We start from the raw sequence: 16,097 nt of genomic DNA, 5'->3' as shown, positions 1-16,097 counted from the left end.
ACGGTGTGCAGGCTCAGCGGCGGTCGTCGTCGTTGAACACTTCGTCGGTGAACATCACGCGGCGTACCACGCCGGCGGGGTCGATATGCACATGGGCCTGGCGGCGAATGCCATTTTCCAGGATACGGTAGGTCCAGATGTCGCCGTTGAAACTGTAGACCTTCTCGATCAGCGCAGGCGGGCCGAACAGCTGGCCCACACTTTCCCGGGTGTCCTCGCCATTGCGCAGGGCGTGGAAGCGTTCGATGGTGAGCACCTGCTCCACGCGTACCAGACGCTGGTTGTCGTCGAAATCCATGTGGTAGACCTGCTGGCCCGCGGGCTGCCGGCTGTAGACCAGGCGCGTGCCGCCGCCGTCCAGCGGCAGGCTCAGGGTCGGGCGGCCCATGCCGCGTTCAATCTCGGCGCGCGGCGTTCCGGGCTTTTGCCACTCGGGCACGGTGCAGCCGGCCAGCAGCAGGCACAGCACCAGCAGCGCGCACAGGGCGGCCGCGCCGTCCATCCTCCAGCGCGGCCTGAAGCGGAGCGCTGGCGGGTAGGTCATGCGCGTTCGGCCTGTTTCTGCTGCTTGAGCAGCTTGGTCTTGATGCGGTTGCGCTTGAGGGGCGACAGGTACTCGACGAAGACCTTGCCCATCAGGTGGTCCATCTCGTGCTGGATGCAGATGGCCTTGAAGCCTTCGGCCTCGATGATGCGTTCGTTGCCGTTCTCGTCCAGGGCCTTGATGCGGACGGCCGTGGAGCGCTCCACGCCGTCGTAGATGCCGGGCACGGACAGGCAGCCCTCCTCGCCCAGCTGCTTTTCCTCACTGGCCCACAGCAGTTCGGGGTTGATCAGCGCGAAGGGCTCGTTGCGTCCTTCGGAGACATCGACCACGACCACGCGTTCGTGGACATTCACCTGGGTGGCTGCCAGGCCCACGCCCTGGGCGTCGTACATGGTGGCATACATGTCCTGGACCAGCTGGCGGATGCGGTCATCGACCTTGGCGACCGGCTTGGCGACGGTGTGCAGGCGGGGGTCGGGATAGCAAAGAATGGGCAGAATGGACATGGCTTGGTCGGTGAATGTCGTTATTTTCGCCACTTTTCTGCCTGGGCGCAGCCGGTGGATGCAATAAGCGTTGCCCTCTCAAGGCCTTGCACGCAGAATCTTTGCTGATTTGTAAGACCTGTATGGCTGTTCGTGACAAGATCGGCCATGCCGCAGTGCCTAGGAGGGACGCTGCGTCACGCCACAAGAAGAGGAATTCCATGACTGCATTCGCCAACGCCCGTTCCTGGACTGTCGCAACGGCCCTGATCACCGCGCTCGCGGCCGCCCACGCGCAGCAGTATCCGGTGACGGCCTCGCAGCGCTCGGCCGCCCAGCAGGTGGCGCAGCAGGGCATTCCCGTGGGTGAACTGGCGCCCGATGCGCCCGACAGCTACACCGTCAAGCGGGGCGACACGCTGTGGGGCATCTCCGGCATGTACCTGCGCCGTCCCTGGCGCTGGCCCGAGCTGTGGGGCATGAACATGCAGGCCATCTCCAACCCCCACCTCATCTATCCGGGCCAGGTGCTGTTCCTGGACAAGCGCGACGGCTATGCGCGCCTGAGCACGGCACGGCCCGCCGGCGATGGCGGCGAGCCCGGCGTGGTGCGCGTGACGCCGCGCACGCGCAGCGAGTCGCTGGCGCAGGCAGCCCTGCCCACGCTGCAGCCCCACCTGATCGAGCCGTTCCTGGCGGAGCCGCTGGTCGTCGACGAGGGCACGCTGCTGCGCGCACCCCGCATCATCGCCACCACGGACGAGCGTGTGATCATGGCCAGTGGCGATCGCGCCTATGCGCGCGGCCTGGCCGAGGCGCCGCTGCGCAAGGGCGATGGCCTTCCCCGGCAGTTCCGGGTCTTCCGCGATGCCGTGGCGCTCAAGGACCCTGTCTCCGGCGAGGTGCTGGGCTACGAGGCCAAGTACCTGGGCCTGGCCGATCTCGTCGAGGGCGAGACCACGCTGGAGATCATCGACAGCAAGGGCGAGCGGCATGCGCAGGCTTCTCCCGCCACCGTGGACCTGTCGCGCTCCAAGAGCGAGATGCGCGCCGGCGACCGCCTGCTGCCAGCCCCCGAGCGCAGCTACATGAACTATGCGCCGCATGCGCCCCGGCAGGCCGTGAAGGCCCATGTGGTTTCGCTGTACGGCGACCAGGCCGTGCGCTGGGCGGCGAACAACCAGGTCGTCTCCATCAACAAGGGCGCGCAGGATGGCATGGATGTGGGCACGGTGCTGGAACTGGTGCGCCGTGGCGTGCGCATCATCGACAAGACCGGCGAGAAGAAGGAAGAGGTCCAGCTGCCCGACGAGCGCAATGGCTATGCCATGGTGTTCCGTACCTTCGACCGGGTTTCCTACGCGCTGATCCTGGAGGCGCGGCGCGGTGTCGAGGTGGGCGACAGCCTGACCTCGCCGGAACCCTGAGCCAAGGCGGCACGTCGGCAGTGCCATGGCGGCCGTGCTCCAGCCCATTGACCGGATGGCTCCCGAGGAGTTGCGCGCCTGGCTGCGGCTGCTGCTGACGCCCGGGGTAGGCCGGGCCACGGCCCGCCGCCTGCTGGCGGCCTGCGACGGTGTGCTGGACATCTGGGGCGGTCCGCCCTCGCGCTGGCAGCGCCTGGTGACGGAGGCCCAGGCCCATGCTCTGGGTGCCATGCCGCCGCGTCTCGAACCGGTGCTGTCCGCCACCGGGCAATGGCTGGACGAGGCCGTGGACGGACAACTGCACGCGGTCGTCCCGCTGGGCCATCCCCGTTACCCGCAGGCGCTGCTGCAGACCGAGGATCCTCCGCTGCTGCTCCATGTGCAGGGCAGCGTGCAGTGCATGGTGGGTGCGGGCCCCTGGTTTCCGTATCCGCAGTCCCTGGCCATGGTTGGCAGCCGCAGCCCGACCGCGCAGGGGGCGAGCAATGCGCGTGCCATGGCCCAGGCCTTGGCCGAGGCGGGCCTGTGCATCGTCTCGGGCCTGGCGCAGGGCGTGGATGGCGCGGCCCACGAAGGCGCGCTGCGGGCGGTGCCGGGCATGGGTCTGGAGAACATGCCACGCACCATTGCCGTCGTGGGAACGGGCCTGGACCAGGTCTATCCACGCAGCCACACGGCTTTGGCGCGCGAGGTGGCCTGCCAGGGACTGATCGTCAGCGAATACCCCCTGGGAACGGGACCCATGGCCACGAATTTCCCCCAGCGCAATCGCATCATCGCAGGGCTGTCCCAGGGCACGCTGGTGGTGGAGGCTGCCTTGCAGTCGGGCTCTTTGATCACGGCCCGCCTGGCTTCGGAGCAGGGCCGCGAGGTGTTCGCCATCCCGGGCTCCATCCACGCGCCGCAGTCGCGCGGCTGCCATGCATTGCTGCGCCAGGGGGCCAAGCTGGTGGAGACGGCCCAGGATGTGCTCGATGAACTGCAGGGCATGGCGACGCGACTGCCCGCCATGCCATCACCATCGGCGGCCGCACCAGCGCCCGAAGAGGACAGGGATCCCACCCTGCGCGCGCTGTCCCACGATCCGCTGTCGCTCGATGCGCTCATGGACCGCACCGGCATGGACGCGGCCGTCCAGCAGGCCCGCCTGCTGGAGCTGGAACTCGAGGGCCGCATCGAACGCCTGCCCGGCGGCCTCTACCAGCGCCTGTCCCTGGCCTGACGGCGGCGCCCTCGCGCGCGAGACGGCACGGAGGGCGGGCGCCGCCTCAGGGGGCGCTCAGCCTTTCGGGATTGGCCTGGATCTTTTGCAGCGCATCGCGCGTGGCGCGCACGGTCAGTGCCTCCTCGTCGTGCACCGACAGCAGGCCCGATTGCAGGTAGGAGGCCATGCGCCGCAGCTGCAGCAGATGGCAGGTGCCGTCGAGCGCGGCGAACAGGTGCAGCTGCTTGCGGCGGCTGCGCCAGGCGTACTGCACCTGGATGCGCGCGCCGTTGTGGTCCAGCGTGAACCAGCGGCCCGGCTCCAGCGAGGTGGCCCATTCCAGCATCACCGGCTCCACGGGCGTGTTGGTGCTCGGGATGACGTTGAGGCCGGCCGTGTCCACGCCCAGGATCATTTCGATGTTCTCGGGCGACAGCGGCATGTCCTCGTCGAGGCTGCCGTCTTCGCTGATGTATTGTTCCAGATGGGCCAGCCGCTGGGCCATGGCCTCGATGCGCGCAGGGGCGATGGTGGCGGTCTTGGAGACGAAGGCCTCGGCCAGCGTGTCGGTGACCTGCTTGATGCGCGCGGACTGCGCATCGCCCGTGGTGCCGATCAGGGCAAGACCTTCGCGCAGGGTCTGCAGCAGCGTCGGTAGCGTCTGGATGACGCGGGAGCGCTCCTGGCGCGTGGGCTTGGCGCTGGCGGCCCAGACCAGTTCGCTGGCCGCCTGCTTGAAGCGCATGGTGCGGGCGTCCTTGGCGCCATGGCGCACGGCGGCCAGGGCCAGCACCTCGGTCCAGGTCTTGAACAGGAATTCCCGGATCTCCTCGCGCACCGGCATGTCGGTGAGCAGGTGGCGCAGCTCGATGGTGTACTGGATGGCCAGGGTTTCCTTTTGCTCGACCTGCTGGGCCACGCTGACGATCTTGGCCTTGTCCTGTGACTGGGTCAGGTAGCGCGCCAGGAAGTCCTCGAACTCGCGCAGCACCAGCACGAACACCTTCTGGCCGGTCTCCGGGTACTGCTCGATGACCTGGACGATGCGCCGGATCTCGGATTCCAGCGCGCTGCCGCCGATGCTGGAGGCATCGAAGCCCATCACGCAGGAGCCCAGGCGGTCGATCAGCAGCCGGGCCGGATGGCGCAGGTTGCTGAAGAAGTCCGGCTCGGCCAGCGCGACGCGCAGCACGGGCACCTGCAGGCGGGCGAACCAGACCCGCACCGAAGGCGGGATCCGGTCTTCGGTCAGGATGGCCTGGAACATCAGGGCCACGATCTCGATAGTGGCCTTCTCGCCCGGGGTGGCCGCCTTGCGCTTGAGGTCGGCCGAACGCTCGCGCACCTGGCCCACCAGGTGGCCGATGGCGGCCGGACTGGCATCGATGTGCAGCGTGGTCAGCCCCTGGGCCAGCATCTGCTGGTACTGGGTCTGCGCCACGACACGCTGCTCCAGCAGGGCCTGTGCCAGGGCCGCCGACGCCGGGGCCTGGGGAGCCGTGCCACCCACGCCGGGCACCAGGCCCGCCATGCCGACGCCGGGCTGCATGAGCAGCCTGCGCAACTGGCCGACCACCTCATGGGCGCGGTGGCGCGCGCGCGCGAGCGTGGTCAGGCCCACGGGCATCTGCCCGAGGGGAGGCGTGGCAAAGGAGGATGGGGCCGGCCCGCTGCCCATCTGTACGGGCACATGGCCGGAGGACGGCGTTGCCGACGGGCCAGGGGCCGTCGGCGATCCCAGGCCCATGGCGCGAGTGGAGTGGCCCGCCTCGGTGCGCCGTACCCGCATGGCCACGTCCTGCGAGCGCGTGACGCCCTGGCCATCGAGCAGCACATGGGCTGCCTGGTACCCGGCGGCAAGCAGGGGCGCCAGGGCCGCCTGCAACAGGTCCAGCACGCGCTGCAGGTCGCCGCGTTGCAGGCCGGCCTGCAACCATTGCTCGACCAGGTGCCGACACACGGATTCGCTGCGCAGGATGTCATCGGAGGGCAGCTCCCGGTCTTCCAGGAGCTGCATGCGCAGGCGCAGCGTATCGAAGGCAGGGGCCGTGGTCTCGCCCATGGCCAGCGCCATGCGGGAGGCCAGTATCTTGTTCTCCACCACGTCGTCGCTGAGCAGCTCGAACTGCAGTGCCCCGCGCTGCGGCGCGGGCGCTGGTGCGGCCTTGCCAGGCAGCAGTGCGCCTTGCAGTGCCTGCGTGCCGCCGCTCAGCCAGGCGGCCTGGCGCTGGCAGTAGTTGGCCCATGCCTCGCGCCGCTCCTGCATTTCCCGTTGCGTGCCCACGGCCTGCGCCTGCTGCTCCATCTGCGCCTGGAGTTGTGCTGCGACGGAGGGCAGTCCCTTGCACAGCCCGCGGATCCAATGCAAACGCGCCTGCTGGCCCAGTGCGGACTGGGGGCCGGCAGGCGCGTTGGAGGATGTGGGCAGGGAAGACATGCCCGCGAGTGTAAGCCGGTCTAGGTCAAAAACATCCGCTTACACGGTGGCGCCGGCGTTCGGATCATTGGGATCGTTGGCCGCCTTGGGGGCCTTGATCAGGTCCTCGCGCTTGACGCCCAGCCACATGGCGATGGCGGCGGCCACGAAGACCGAGGAGTAGATGCCGAACAGGATGCCGATGGTCAGCGCCAGTGCGAAGTAATGCAGGCTGGGGCCGCCGAAGAAGAACATGGACAGCACCATGGCCTCGGTGGAGGCGTGGGTGATGATGGTGCGGCTCATGGTGCTGGTGATGGCGTGGTCGATCACCTCGGTGGTGCTGAGCTTGCGGAACTTGCGGAAGGCTTCGCGGATACGGTCGAAGATCACGACCGACTCGTTGACCGAGTAGCCGAGCACGGCCAGAACGCCGGCCAGCACCGACAGCGAGAACTCCCACTGGAAGAACGCGAAGAAGCCCAGGATGATGACCACGTCGTGCAGGTTGGCGATCACCGCGGCCACGCCGAACTTCCATTCGAAACGCATGGCCAGGTAGATCACGATGCCCAGCACCACGAAGCCCAGGGCCATCAGGCCGTTGTGCATCAGCTCGTCGCCGACCTGCGGTCCCACGAACTCGGTGCGTCGCAGCGTGACCTCGGCGTCTTCCTTCTTGAGTGCGGCAAGCACCTGCTCGCTTTGCTGGGCAGACGTCACGTCCTTTTGCACGGGCAGGCGGATCATCACGTCGCGCGAGGTGCCGAAGTTCTGCACCGTGACGTCGGCATAGCCCAGGCCGGAGACCGTGTCGCGCACCTTGGCGATGTTGGCAGGCTGGGTGTAGGCCACTTCCATCACGGTGCCGCCCGTGAACTCCACGGACAGGTGCAGGCCGCGCGTGACCAGGAAGAACACGGCCAGCGCGAAGGTGATGAAGGAGATCGCGTTGAGAATCAACGCGTACTTCATGAAGGGGATGTCTTTGCGGATGCGGAAGAACTCCATGGTCTTCCCCCTTTCAGTTGTTGGCGCCGGAATCGGCGGCGCTTGTACCCTTGGCGGCCACCGAGCGCAGTTCGCTCGTGTCCTCGGGCTTCCAGACCTGGCCGATGGAGACGCTCTTGAGCTTCTTGCGTCGGCCGTACCAGAGGTTGACCAGGCCGCGCGAGAAGAACACGGCCGAGAACATGCTGGTCAGGATGCCGATGCAGTGCACGACGGCGAAGCCGCGCACCGGGCCGGAGCCGAAGGCCAGCAGCGCCAGGCCTGCGATCAGCGTGGTCACGTTCGAGTCCAGGATGGTGTGCCAGGCGTTCTCGTAGCCCGCGTGGATGGCGGCCTGCGGCGAGGCGCCGCCACGCAGCTCCTCGCGGATGCGCTCGTTGATCAGCACGTTGGAGTCGATGGCCACGCCCAGCGCCAGCGCCATGGCGGCGATGCCGGGCAGGGTCAGCGTGGCCTGCAGCATGGACAGGATGGCCAGCAGCAGCAGCACGTTGACCGACAGGGCCACCGTGGAGATCACGCCGAACAGCATGTAGTACACGCACATGAAGGCCGCGATGGCCACCAGGCCCCAGACCACGGAGTGGATGCCGCGGTTGATGTTGTCGGCGCCCAGGCTGGGGCCGATGGTGTATTCCTCGATGATCTCCATGGGCGCGGCCAGGGAGCCGGCGCGCAGCAGCAGGGCCGTGTCGTTGGCTTCGGCCGTGGTCATGCGGCCCGAGATCTGCACGCGTCCGCCGCCGATCTCGGTGCGGATCACGGGCGCCGTCACGACCTCGCCCTTGCCCTTCTCGAACAGGATGATGGCCATGCGCTTGCCCACGTTCTCGCGCGTGATGTCCTTGAAGATGCGTGCGCCCTTGGCATCCAGCACCAGGTTGACCGTGGGCTCCTGGGTCTGGCTGTCGAAGCCGGGCTGGGCGTCGGTCAGGTTTTCGCCGGTGAGCACGACCTGCTTTTGCACGATCACGGCCTGGCTGTTGCGGTCCAGGTAGCGTTCGGAGCCGAAGGGCACGGGGCCCGAGCCCAGCTCGGCGCCACGCGCCTCGGAGGATTCATCGACCAGGCGCACCTCCAGCGTGGCCGTGCGGCCCAGGATGTCCTTGGCCTTGGCCGTGTCCTGCACACCGGGCAGTTGCACGATGATGCGGTCCAGGCCCTGCTGCTGGATCACGGGCTCGGCAACGCCCAGTTCGTTGATCCGGTTGTGCAGGGTGACGATGTTCTGCTTGAGCGCCTGCTCCTGCACCTTGCGCAGGGCCTCGGGCTTGATCGTGGCGCGCAGCTTGAAGCCCGCTCCATCGGGCTCGGAAGTGGCGGCCAGGTCGGGAAACTGGTCGGAGATCAGGTTGCGCGCGGCCGTCAGCATGGCCTCGTCGCGCACACGGATCTCGACGTTGTTGCCGTCGCGCGAGACACCGCCGTGGCGGATGTTCTTGTCGCGCAGCGAGGTGCGCAGGTCGCCGGCGAAGGAGTCGGCCTTCTTGGTCAGGGCCGCGGCCATGTCCACCTGCAGCATGAAGTGCACGCCGCCGCGCAGGTCCAGGCCCAGGTACATGGGCTTGGCGCCGATGGCCGTCAGCCACTGCGGCGAGCGCGAGACCAGGTTCAGCGCGACGATGTAGGCAGGGTCGCCGGCATCGGGGATCAGGGCCTTCTGGATCACGTCCTTGGCCTTGAGCTGCTCGTCGGGCGTGTTGAAGCGCGCCCGCACCGAGGTGCCTTCGATGGACAGCACGTCAGGCCTGACGTCGGCGGCCTTCAGGGCCTCCTCGACCTTGTGCAGCACCGCGGTGTCCACCTTCACGGTGGCCTTGGCCGAGGAGACCTGCACCGCAGGCGCCTCACCGAAAAAATTGGGCAGGGTGTAGAGCACCCCCACCAGCAGCGCGATCACGATGATCGCGTACTTCCAGACCGGATATCGGTTCATGATCGCGCTCTTCGCTCTTTGTAGACAGCAACGCACAAAAGGGTGTGCCGCCGCCTGCGCGGTCCGCACACCCGCAAGACAGGGACGGCGCTTACTTCAGCGTGTCCTTGGGCAGCACCTGCACGACGGCGCTGCGCTGGATCTGGATCTCGACGCCCGAGGCGATCTCGATGTGCAGGAACTGCTCGGACATGCGCGTCACGCGGCCGATGATGCCGCCGGCCGTGGCCACTTCGTCGCCCTTGGCCAGCGCCTCGACCATGGCGCGGTGTTCCTTCTGGCGCTTCATCTGCGGACGGATCATCACGAAGTACAGCACCACGAACATCAGCGCCAGCGGGGCCATGCCCATCAGCTGGGACATGAAGTCACCGCCAGAGGCGGCGGCTGCAGGTGCGGTCTGGGCAAAGGCGGAAGAAATAAACACGGGCAGGACTCCAGGATCGGAAGGTCGAAAAATGGTCGCTGCGCGCACCGACAAGGACGGGCCCGCGCAGGAGAACGGAACATTGTATGCGTCAGCCCCGACCCGCGTTGGCTGCCAGGACCTGGCTGCCACGGGTTTTTCGGCGACGATGGCTGCAACTGGCTGCCATCTGCCGTTTTTAAAGGGGTGGAGCGCGGTTTTTCGTGATTTTTGCGCCCGGCCTGACGGAAAAGAAGCGGTTGAGCAAACAAGCCGCGCCACCCGGCACCTTGCGGTGCGGGCGGCGCGGCGATCTTACAGGAGGCCCGGGCGCTGCCCGGGCCGTGGGGGCTCAGGCGATGCCGACGGCCGGCTGGCCGGCGCCGCCGGCCGTGCCGCGCGCCGGAGCGTTCCAGCGTGCCATCAGCGCCTTCCACTTGGTGCGGGCCGCTGCCAGGTTGCGTTCCTTGACATGGCCGTAGCCGCGGATGTCCTCGGGAATGCTGGCGATTTCCACGGCCAGCGCCAGGCGCTCGGGCGTGAGTCCTGCCAGCAGGCCTTCGATGCACTGGCGGTATTCCTGGATCAGGGCACGTTCGGTGCGACGCTCCTCGGTGCGACCGAAGGGGTCCAGTGCCGTGCCGCGCAGGCCCTTCATCTTCGCCAGCACCTGCATGGCCTTGCGCATCCAGGGGCCGTAGGCCTTCTTGACCAGGTGGCCGTGCTCGTCCTTGGCGGCCGAGGAGGGTGGCGCCAGATGGTGGACCACGCGGTAGTCGCCCTCGAACATGCTGCTGATGCGCTCGCTGAAGGCCGCGTCGGTGTGCAGGCGCGCGACCTCGTACTCATCCTTGTAGGCCATGAGCTTGAACAGGTAGCGTGCCACGGCCTCGGACAGGCGCGTGCCCTGGCCACCCAGTCCGCGCTCGGCCGCATGGACCTTGTCCACGAAGGCCTGGTACTCGGCTGCGTAGGCGGTGTTCTGGTAGCCCGTGAGGAAGTCCACGCGCTTGGCGAGCATCTCGGTCAGCGAGGGCTTCCTGACGAACTGGATCACCTGGGCGGTCTGGAACAGCGCACGCACGGCGGCCAGATCGTGCGCGCAGCGCCGGCCCCATTCGAAGGCGGCCTTGTTGTTGTCCGCCTGCACGCCATTGAGTTCGATGGCACGCATCAGCGCGGCGTGCGACAGCGGCACGCGGCCCTTCTGCCAGGCGTAGCCCAGGATCAGGGGATTGGTGTAGATGCTGTCGCCCAGCAACTGCACGGCCACCTGCTCGGCGTCGAAGCTGCCCAGCAGTTCGGGTCCGACGGCCTGGGCCAGGGCGCTGGCGCAGCGGTCATCGGGTGCCTGCCAGTCCGGGTTGGTGACGAAGGCGGCCGTGGGCGAGCCGTGGCTGTTGAGGGCCACGAAGGTGCGGCCCGGCTGCATCACGGCCATGGTGGTGGGCGTGGCCGTGACGATGGGGTCGCAGCCGATCACCAGGTCGGCCTTGGCCATGTCCACCTTGGTGGTGTAGATGGCCTCGGGGCGGTTGGCGATCTGGATGTGGCTCCAGGTGGAGCCGCCCTTTTGCGCCAGGCCGGCCGCGTCCTGGGTGATCACGCCCTTGCCCTCCAGGTGGGCGGCCATGCCCAGCAGCGAGCCGATGGTGATCACGCCCGTGCCGCCGACACCGGCCACCACGATGCCCCAGGCCTGCTCGGCCACGGGCAGCACGGGCTCGGGGATGCCCGGCAGCACGGACAGGTCGCCCTTCTTTTCCTTCATGGGCTTCTTGAGCTTGCCGCCTTCGACGGTGACGAAGCTGGGGCAGAAGCCCTTCACGCAGGAGTAGTCCTTGTTGCAGGTGTTCTGGTTGATGCGGCGCTTGCGGCCGAATTCGGTCTCCACGGGTTCGACCGACAGGCAGTTGGACTGCACCGAGCAATCGCCGCAGCCTTCGCAGACCAGCTCGTTGATGACCACGGTCTTGTCGGGCGTGGCCAGCGTGCCGCGCTTGCGGCGGCGGCGCTTTTCGGTGGCGCAGGTCTGGTCGTAGATGATGGCCGTGCAGCCCTTGAGCTCACGGAACTCGCGCTGGATGCGATCGAGTTCGTCGCGGTGGTGCACGGTCACGCCTTCGGCCAGGGGCACGCCGTCGTACTTGGAGGGCTCGTCGGTGACGATGACCAGTTTGGCCACGCCCTCGGATTGGAGGCTGTTCATGATCTGCAGCACCGAGTGGCCCTCGGGGCGCTCGCCCACGCGCTGGCCACCCGTCATGGCGACCGCGTCGTTGTACAGCAGCTTGTAGGTGATGTTCACGCCGGCCGCGATGCTCTGGCGTATGGCCAGCAGGCCGCTGTGGAAGTAGGTGCCGTCGCCCAGGTTGGCGAAGACATGGGCATCCTTGGTGAAGGGTGCCTGGCCCACCCAGGTCACGCCCTCGCCGCCCATCTGCGTGAAGGTGCTGGTGGAGCGGTCCATCCACACCGTCATGTAGTGGCAGCCGATGCCGGCCACGGCGCGGCTGCCCTCGGGCACGCGGGTGCTGGTGTTGTGCGGGCAGCCGCTGCAAAACCATGGCACGCGGTCGCCCGTGGGCTGGCTCTGCGCGGCCTTGAGGGCGGCTTCGCGCGCATCGAGCACGGCGATGCGCTCGTGCATGCGCCGGGCGATGTGCTCGGGCACGCCGATCTTGGTCAGGCGCTGGGCGATGGCGCGCGCGATGATGGCCGGCGTCAGGTCGGCATTGGGGCGCAGCAGCCAGTCCGTGCTGGGATTGGGCACGGACCACTCGCCACCGTGCTCGTCCGAGAACTTGCCGACCACGTTGGGCCGAACGTCGGAGCGCCAGTTGTACAGCTCTTCCTTGATCTGGTATTCGATGACCTGGCGCTTTTCCTCGACGACCAGGATCTCCTGGAGGCCGCGCGCGAAGTCGCGGGTGATCGTGGCCTCCAGCGGCCAGACCACGTTGACCTTGTGCACGCGGATGCCCAGCTGGCGGCAGGTGTCGTCGTCCAGTCCCAGGTCGGCCAGGGCCTGGCGCATGTCGTTGTAGGCCTTGCCGCTGGCGATCAGGCCGAAGCGGTCGTTGGGGCCGTCTATCACGTTGTGGTTGAGGCGATTGGCGCGCACATAGGCCAGGGCCGCGTACCACTTGTAGTTCATCAGCCGCTGCTCCTGCTCCAGCGGCGCGTCAGGCCAGCGGATGTGCAGGCCGCCGGGCGGCATCTGGAAATCCTCGGGCAGGATGATGTTGACGCGGTCCGGCTCCACCGAGACGCTGGCCGAGGACTCGACCACCTCCTGGATGGTCTTCATGCCCGACCACAGGCCCGAGAAGCGGCTCATGGCGAAGGCGTGCAGGCCCATGTCCAGGATGTCCTGCACGTTGCTGGGGAAGAACACCGGCGTGCCGCAGGCCTTGAAGATGTGGTCGCTCTGGTGGGCTGCCGTGCTGCTCTTGCTGATGTGGTCGTCGCCCGCCAGCGCGATCACGCCGCCGTGCCTTGCCGTGCCCGCCATGTTGGCGTGCTTGAACACGTCCGAGCAGCGGTCCACGCCCGGTCCCTTGCCGTACCACAGCCCGAAGACGCCGTCGAATTTCCTGGCCTCGGGATACAGGTCCAGCTGCTGCGTGCCCCAGACGGCCGTGGCGCCCAGCTCTTCGTTGACGCCCGGCTGGAAGACGATGTTGTTGGCTTCGAGGTGCTTTTTCGCTGCCCATAGCGCCTGGTCATAGCCGCCCAGGGGCGATCCCCGGTAGCCGCTGATGAAGCCCGCGGTGTTCAGGCCGGCCGCGGCATCGCGCTGGCGCTGCAGCATGGGCAGGCGCACCAGGGCCTGCACACCGCTCATGAAGGCACGGCCATGCTGCAGTGCGTATTTGTCGTCGAGAGTGACCGTCTCCAGGGCACGGCGCACGTCTTCTGGCAGTGGGGCATTCATGGCTTGTCTCCATCAGTGGTCGGTGCCGTGTCATGTCTTGCCCGGGACGGGAAAGAGGCATGCGCAGCACTCGTTGTCGCAACCAAATCGCCTTTTTTCAGTGTATTCGCGCTCGTCGGATAGGTCTTTGCGTTCTTTGCGCTGTTTCAAGTATTCTTGGCAAGAATCTTTCTTGAAAATGGTGTTTTGTGGAGACTTTGGACAAATTCGACATCGCCATCCTTGCGCACCTTCAGGCCGATGCACGCCTGACCAATGCCGAGCTGGCCCAGCGCGTGGGCCTGTCGGCCGCGCCCTGCTGGCGCCGTGTGCGTGCGCTGGAGGAGACGGGCTTCATCCGCGGCTACCACGCCGACATCGACCGCCACAAGATCGGCCTGGGCGTGCTGGCCTTCGTGCGGCTGGACGCCGTGCGCACGGCCGGCAGCCTGACGTTGGAGATGGAGGACGCCATCCGCAAGCTGCCCGAGGTCGTGACCTGCCACTACATCAGCGGCACGGGCACCTTCGAGCTGCAGGTCGTGGCGCGCGACCTGGACAGCTTCGCGCAGTTCGCGCGCAACACGCTGCTGAACCTGCCCAATGTGAAGGACATGCAGACCAGCTTTTCGCTGGGCGAGATCAAGTCCAGCCATGCGCTGCCGCTGTCGCAGCTGGGGCCCATGGCGGGACAGGGCTTGGCGGGCCACTAGAGCGTGTTATGCACTTTTACGTGCCCGCGAAAGCCGGGGAAAGGTCGCACCGAAGCGACAGTGCGCTCCTTCGCAAGGAGCAGAAAAGCCAGGTGCCGCAAAGCGGAAAGCGCGATTCTTAGTATGGCAACCGTTTCTGGCGCCACCTCGCGTTTGGCCCGAGAATCGGGGGCACATGGCCGCAGAACAATCACCACCAGCCCCCGCCCAGCCGCCTGACACCGAATCCCCGCATCCCGCCGCGTCCCCGGCCGAGCCCTCGGGCATGGGGGCGCCGGGCACTCTGATCGAGGATCCGTCCGGCATGGCGGCTGCGGACAGGGCGGCCGCGGAAGCCGAAAGCCAGAAGGCGGCGCAGGCCCAGACCGGTGTCTGGGCGCCGCTGTCCGGCCCCACCTTCCGCATGCTCTGGCTGATCTGGATGGCGGCCAATACCTGCATGTGGATGAACGACGTGGCGGCGGCCTGGCTCATGACCTCGCTGACCACCTCGCCCGTGCTCGTGGCCCTGGTGCAGTCGGCCTCCACCCTGCCCGTGTTCCTGCTGGGCCTGCCCAGCGGGGCGCTCGCCGACATCCTGGACCGGCGCCGCTACTTCATCGTCACGCAGTTCTGGGTGGCGGCCGTGGCCCTGGTGCTGTGCCTGTTCGTGCTCTCGGGCCGCATGACGGCGCACTGGCTGCTGGTGCTGACCTTCGCCAACGGCATCGGCCTGGCCATGCGCTGGCCCGTGTTCTCCGCCCTCATCCCGGAGCTCGTGCCCAGGCACCACCTGCCCTCGGCCATGGCTCTCAATGCCGTGGCCATGAATGCCTCGCGCATCATCGGCCCGCTGGTGGCCGGCGCCATCATCGCCAGCCTGGGCAGTGCCTGGGTGTTCGTGCTCAATGCCGTGCTGTCCATCACCTCGGGCGTGGTGCTGATCCGCTGGAAGCGCCGCCACATCGCCAATCCGCTGGGCCGCGAACGTCTGCCCTCGGCCATGCGCGTGGGCCTGCAGTTCGTGCGCGAGTCGCCGCGCATGCATGCGGTGCTGGCGCGCACGGTGAGCTTCTTCCTGCAATGCACGGCCGTGATGGCCTTGCTGCCCCTGGTTGCGCAGCGCCTGCACGGCCCGGCCGATGACGGTGGCGGCGCCGAGACCTTCACGCTGCTGCTGGCCTCCATGGGCGCGGGCGCCATCGTGGGCGCCATGTTCCTGCCGCGCCTTCGCCAGGCGCTGTCCAAGGAAAAACTGGTGCGGACAGGCTCGGCCGTCCATGCGCTGGCCACGCTCACCGTGGCGGTCGCCCCCCATGTCTACGTGGCGGTGCCGGCCATGATGCTGGCCGGCATGGCATTGATCTCCACGGCCAACGTGCTGGGCGTCTCGGCCCAGATGGCGCTGCCCAACTGGGTGCGGGCGCGCGGCATGTCCATCTACCAGATGTCCATCATGGGCGGTACGGCGGCCGGTGCCGCGCTCTGGGGCCAGGTGGCCAGCATGGTGGGCGTGCGCGGCAGCCTGATGGTGGCCGCCGCCACCGGCGTGGCCTGCATGCTGCTGGTGCAGCGCCTGGTGCGCGACCGCCAGATCGAGGAAGACCTGAGCCCTTCCAAGGCCTTCCAGCGCCCCGAGGTCGGCATCCCCGAGGCAGGCCGCGTGGTCGTGACCATCGAGTACCAGATCGACCCTGCGCAGGCCGAGTCCTTTCGCGCGCTGATGCAGGAAAGCCGCCGCAGCCGCATGCGCCAGGGCGCGCTGGCCTGGAGCCTGCTGCACAGCATGAGCCACCCCGAGCGCTACGTGGAGCAGATCGTCGACGAGTCCTGGACCGAGCACCTGCGCCGCTTCGACCGCGTCACCGCCGCCGACGTCGCCCTGCGCGACCGCAAGCTGGCCTACCACCAGGGCAAGGAGCCTCCGCGCGTAACGCGGTACTTTGATACCCCCTGAGGCGCTGCGCGCCTTCCCGTTGCACGGCGCCCCCTCTCGCTGCGCGGGGGGGACGACACCCTCGGTGCGGGGCGGCCCTTCCTCGGTGTCCCTGCTTTGG

11 protein-coding genes are annotated in these 16,097 nt (G+C 67.8%); 4 read left to right on the top strand and 7 right to left on the bottom strand.

Going from position 1 to position 16,097, the window contains the following annotated elements; translation table 11 throughout:
• Window positions 1-13: 13 nt before the first annotated feature.
• Complete coding sequence (locus L1Z78_RS26775) at window positions 14-544, bottom strand: outer membrane protein assembly factor BamE (protein WP_234639357.1); 531 nt, start codon at window positions 542-544, stop codon at window positions 14-16.
• Entirely contained in the window at window positions 541-1,053 is a 513-nt protein-coding gene (def, locus tag L1Z78_RS26770; protein ID WP_234639356.1) for a peptide deformylase, read from the bottom strand. Before def ends, L1Z78_RS26775 begins: the two co-directional genes overlap by 4 nt.
• 200 nt (window positions 1,054-1,253) lie before the next feature.
• On the opposite strand from def, the gene L1Z78_RS26765 reads away from it, so the two are divergent.
• The gene (locus tag L1Z78_RS26765; RefSeq protein WP_234639355.1) at window positions 1,254-2,459 is read left to right on the top strand and encodes a LysM peptidoglycan-binding domain-containing protein; all 1,206 of its coding nucleotides are present in this window, start codon (window positions 1,254-1,256) and stop codon (window positions 2,457-2,459) included.
• Window positions 2,460-2,484: 25 nt separating this feature from the next.
• Window positions 2,485-3,681, top strand: coding sequence for a DNA-processing protein DprA (gene dprA / locus L1Z78_RS26760; protein WP_234639354.1), 1,197 nt, complete (start codon window positions 2,485-2,487; stop codon window positions 3,679-3,681).
• Window positions 3,682-3,727: 46 nt separating this feature from the next.
• Here the strand turns inward: dprA and L1Z78_RS26755 are convergent, their stop codons facing one another.
• From L1Z78_RS26755 to L1Z78_RS26735, 5 genes are all read right to left on the bottom strand, one after another.
• On the bottom strand, window positions 3,728-6,100 hold the full coding sequence (locus tag L1Z78_RS26755; RefSeq protein WP_234639353.1) for a DUF1631 family protein: 2,373 nt from the start codon (window positions 6,098-6,100) through the stop codon (window positions 3,728-3,730).
• Between the two features lie 39 nt (window positions 6,101-6,139).
• The gene (gene secF / locus L1Z78_RS26750) at window positions 6,140-7,090 is read right to left on the bottom strand and encodes a protein translocase subunit SecF (protein ID WP_234639352.1); all 951 of its coding nucleotides are present in this window, start codon (window positions 7,088-7,090) and stop codon (window positions 6,140-6,142) included.
• A 13-nt stretch (window positions 7,091-7,103) separates the two neighbouring features.
• On the bottom strand, window positions 7,104-9,026 hold the full coding sequence (gene secD / locus L1Z78_RS26745; RefSeq protein ID WP_234639351.1) for a protein translocase subunit SecD: 1,923 nt from the start codon (window positions 9,024-9,026) through the stop codon (window positions 7,104-7,106).
• Between the two features lie 91 nt (window positions 9,027-9,117).
• The gene (yajC, locus tag L1Z78_RS26740) at window positions 9,118-9,453 is read right to left on the bottom strand and encodes a preprotein translocase subunit YajC (RefSeq protein ID WP_234639350.1); all 336 of its coding nucleotides are present in this window, start codon (window positions 9,451-9,453) and stop codon (window positions 9,118-9,120) included.
• A gap of 331 nt (window positions 9,454-9,784) precedes the next feature.
• On the bottom strand, window positions 9,785-13,369 hold the full coding sequence (locus L1Z78_RS26735; protein WP_234639349.1) for an indolepyruvate ferredoxin oxidoreductase family protein: 3,585 nt from the start codon (window positions 13,367-13,369) through the stop codon (window positions 9,785-9,787).
• A gap of 188 nt (window positions 13,370-13,557) precedes the next feature.
• Between L1Z78_RS26735 and L1Z78_RS26730 the strand changes: the two genes are divergently transcribed.
• Both L1Z78_RS26730 and L1Z78_RS26725 read left to right on the top strand, forming a co-directional pair.
• A complete protein-coding gene (locus L1Z78_RS26730; RefSeq protein WP_234639348.1) occupies window positions 13,558-14,061 on the top strand; it encodes an Lrp/AsnC family transcriptional regulator in 504 nt (167 codons plus the stop codon).
• Between the two features lie 175 nt (window positions 14,062-14,236).
• Window positions 14,237-15,997: an MFS transporter gene (locus L1Z78_RS26725; RefSeq protein WP_418921656.1), complete on the top strand. Its 1,761-nt coding sequence runs from the start codon at window positions 14,237-14,239 to the stop codon at window positions 15,995-15,997.
• The last annotated feature ends 100 nt before the right edge of the window (window positions 15,998-16,097 follow it).

This window comes from Delftia tsuruhatensis (assembly GCF_903815225.1).
GTDB lineage: Bacteria > Pseudomonadota > Gammaproteobacteria > Burkholderiales > Burkholderiaceae_C > Comamonas > Comamonas tsuruhatensis_A.
This window is presented reverse-complemented; position numbering and strand designations above follow the sequence as displayed.

Coding starts and splice junctions, on each gene's coding strand:
- L1Z78_RS26775 (WP_234639357.1), bottom strand. CDS start 544: ATGACCTACCCGCCAGCGCTCCGCTTCAGGCCGCGCTGGAGGATGGAC.
- def (WP_234639356.1), bottom strand. CDS start 1,053: ATGTCCATTCTGCCCATTCTTTGCTATCCCGACCCCCGCCTGCACACC.
- L1Z78_RS26765 (WP_234639355.1), top strand. CDS start 1,254: ATGACTGCATTCGCCAACGCCCGTTCCTGGACTGTCGCAACGGCCCTG.
- dprA (WP_234639354.1), top strand. CDS start 2,485: ATGGCGGCCGTGCTCCAGCCCATTGACCGGATGGCTCCCGAGGAGTTG.
- L1Z78_RS26755 (WP_234639353.1), bottom strand. CDS start 6,100: ATGTCTTCCCTGCCCACATCCTCCAACGCGCCTGCCGGCCCCCAGTCC.
- secF (WP_234639352.1), bottom strand. CDS start 7,090: ATGGAGTTCTTCCGCATCCGCAAAGACATCCCCTTCATGAAGTACGCG.
- secD (WP_234639351.1), bottom strand. CDS start 9,026: ATGAACCGATATCCGGTCTGGAAGTACGCGATCATCGTGATCGCGCTG.
- L1Z78_RS26735 (WP_234639349.1), bottom strand. CDS start 13,369: ATGAATGCCCCACTGCCAGAAGACGTGCGCCGTGCCCTGGAGACGGTC.
- L1Z78_RS26725 (WP_418921656.1), top strand. CDS start 14,237: ATGGCCGCAGAACAATCACCACCAGCCCCCGCCCAGCCGCCTGACACC.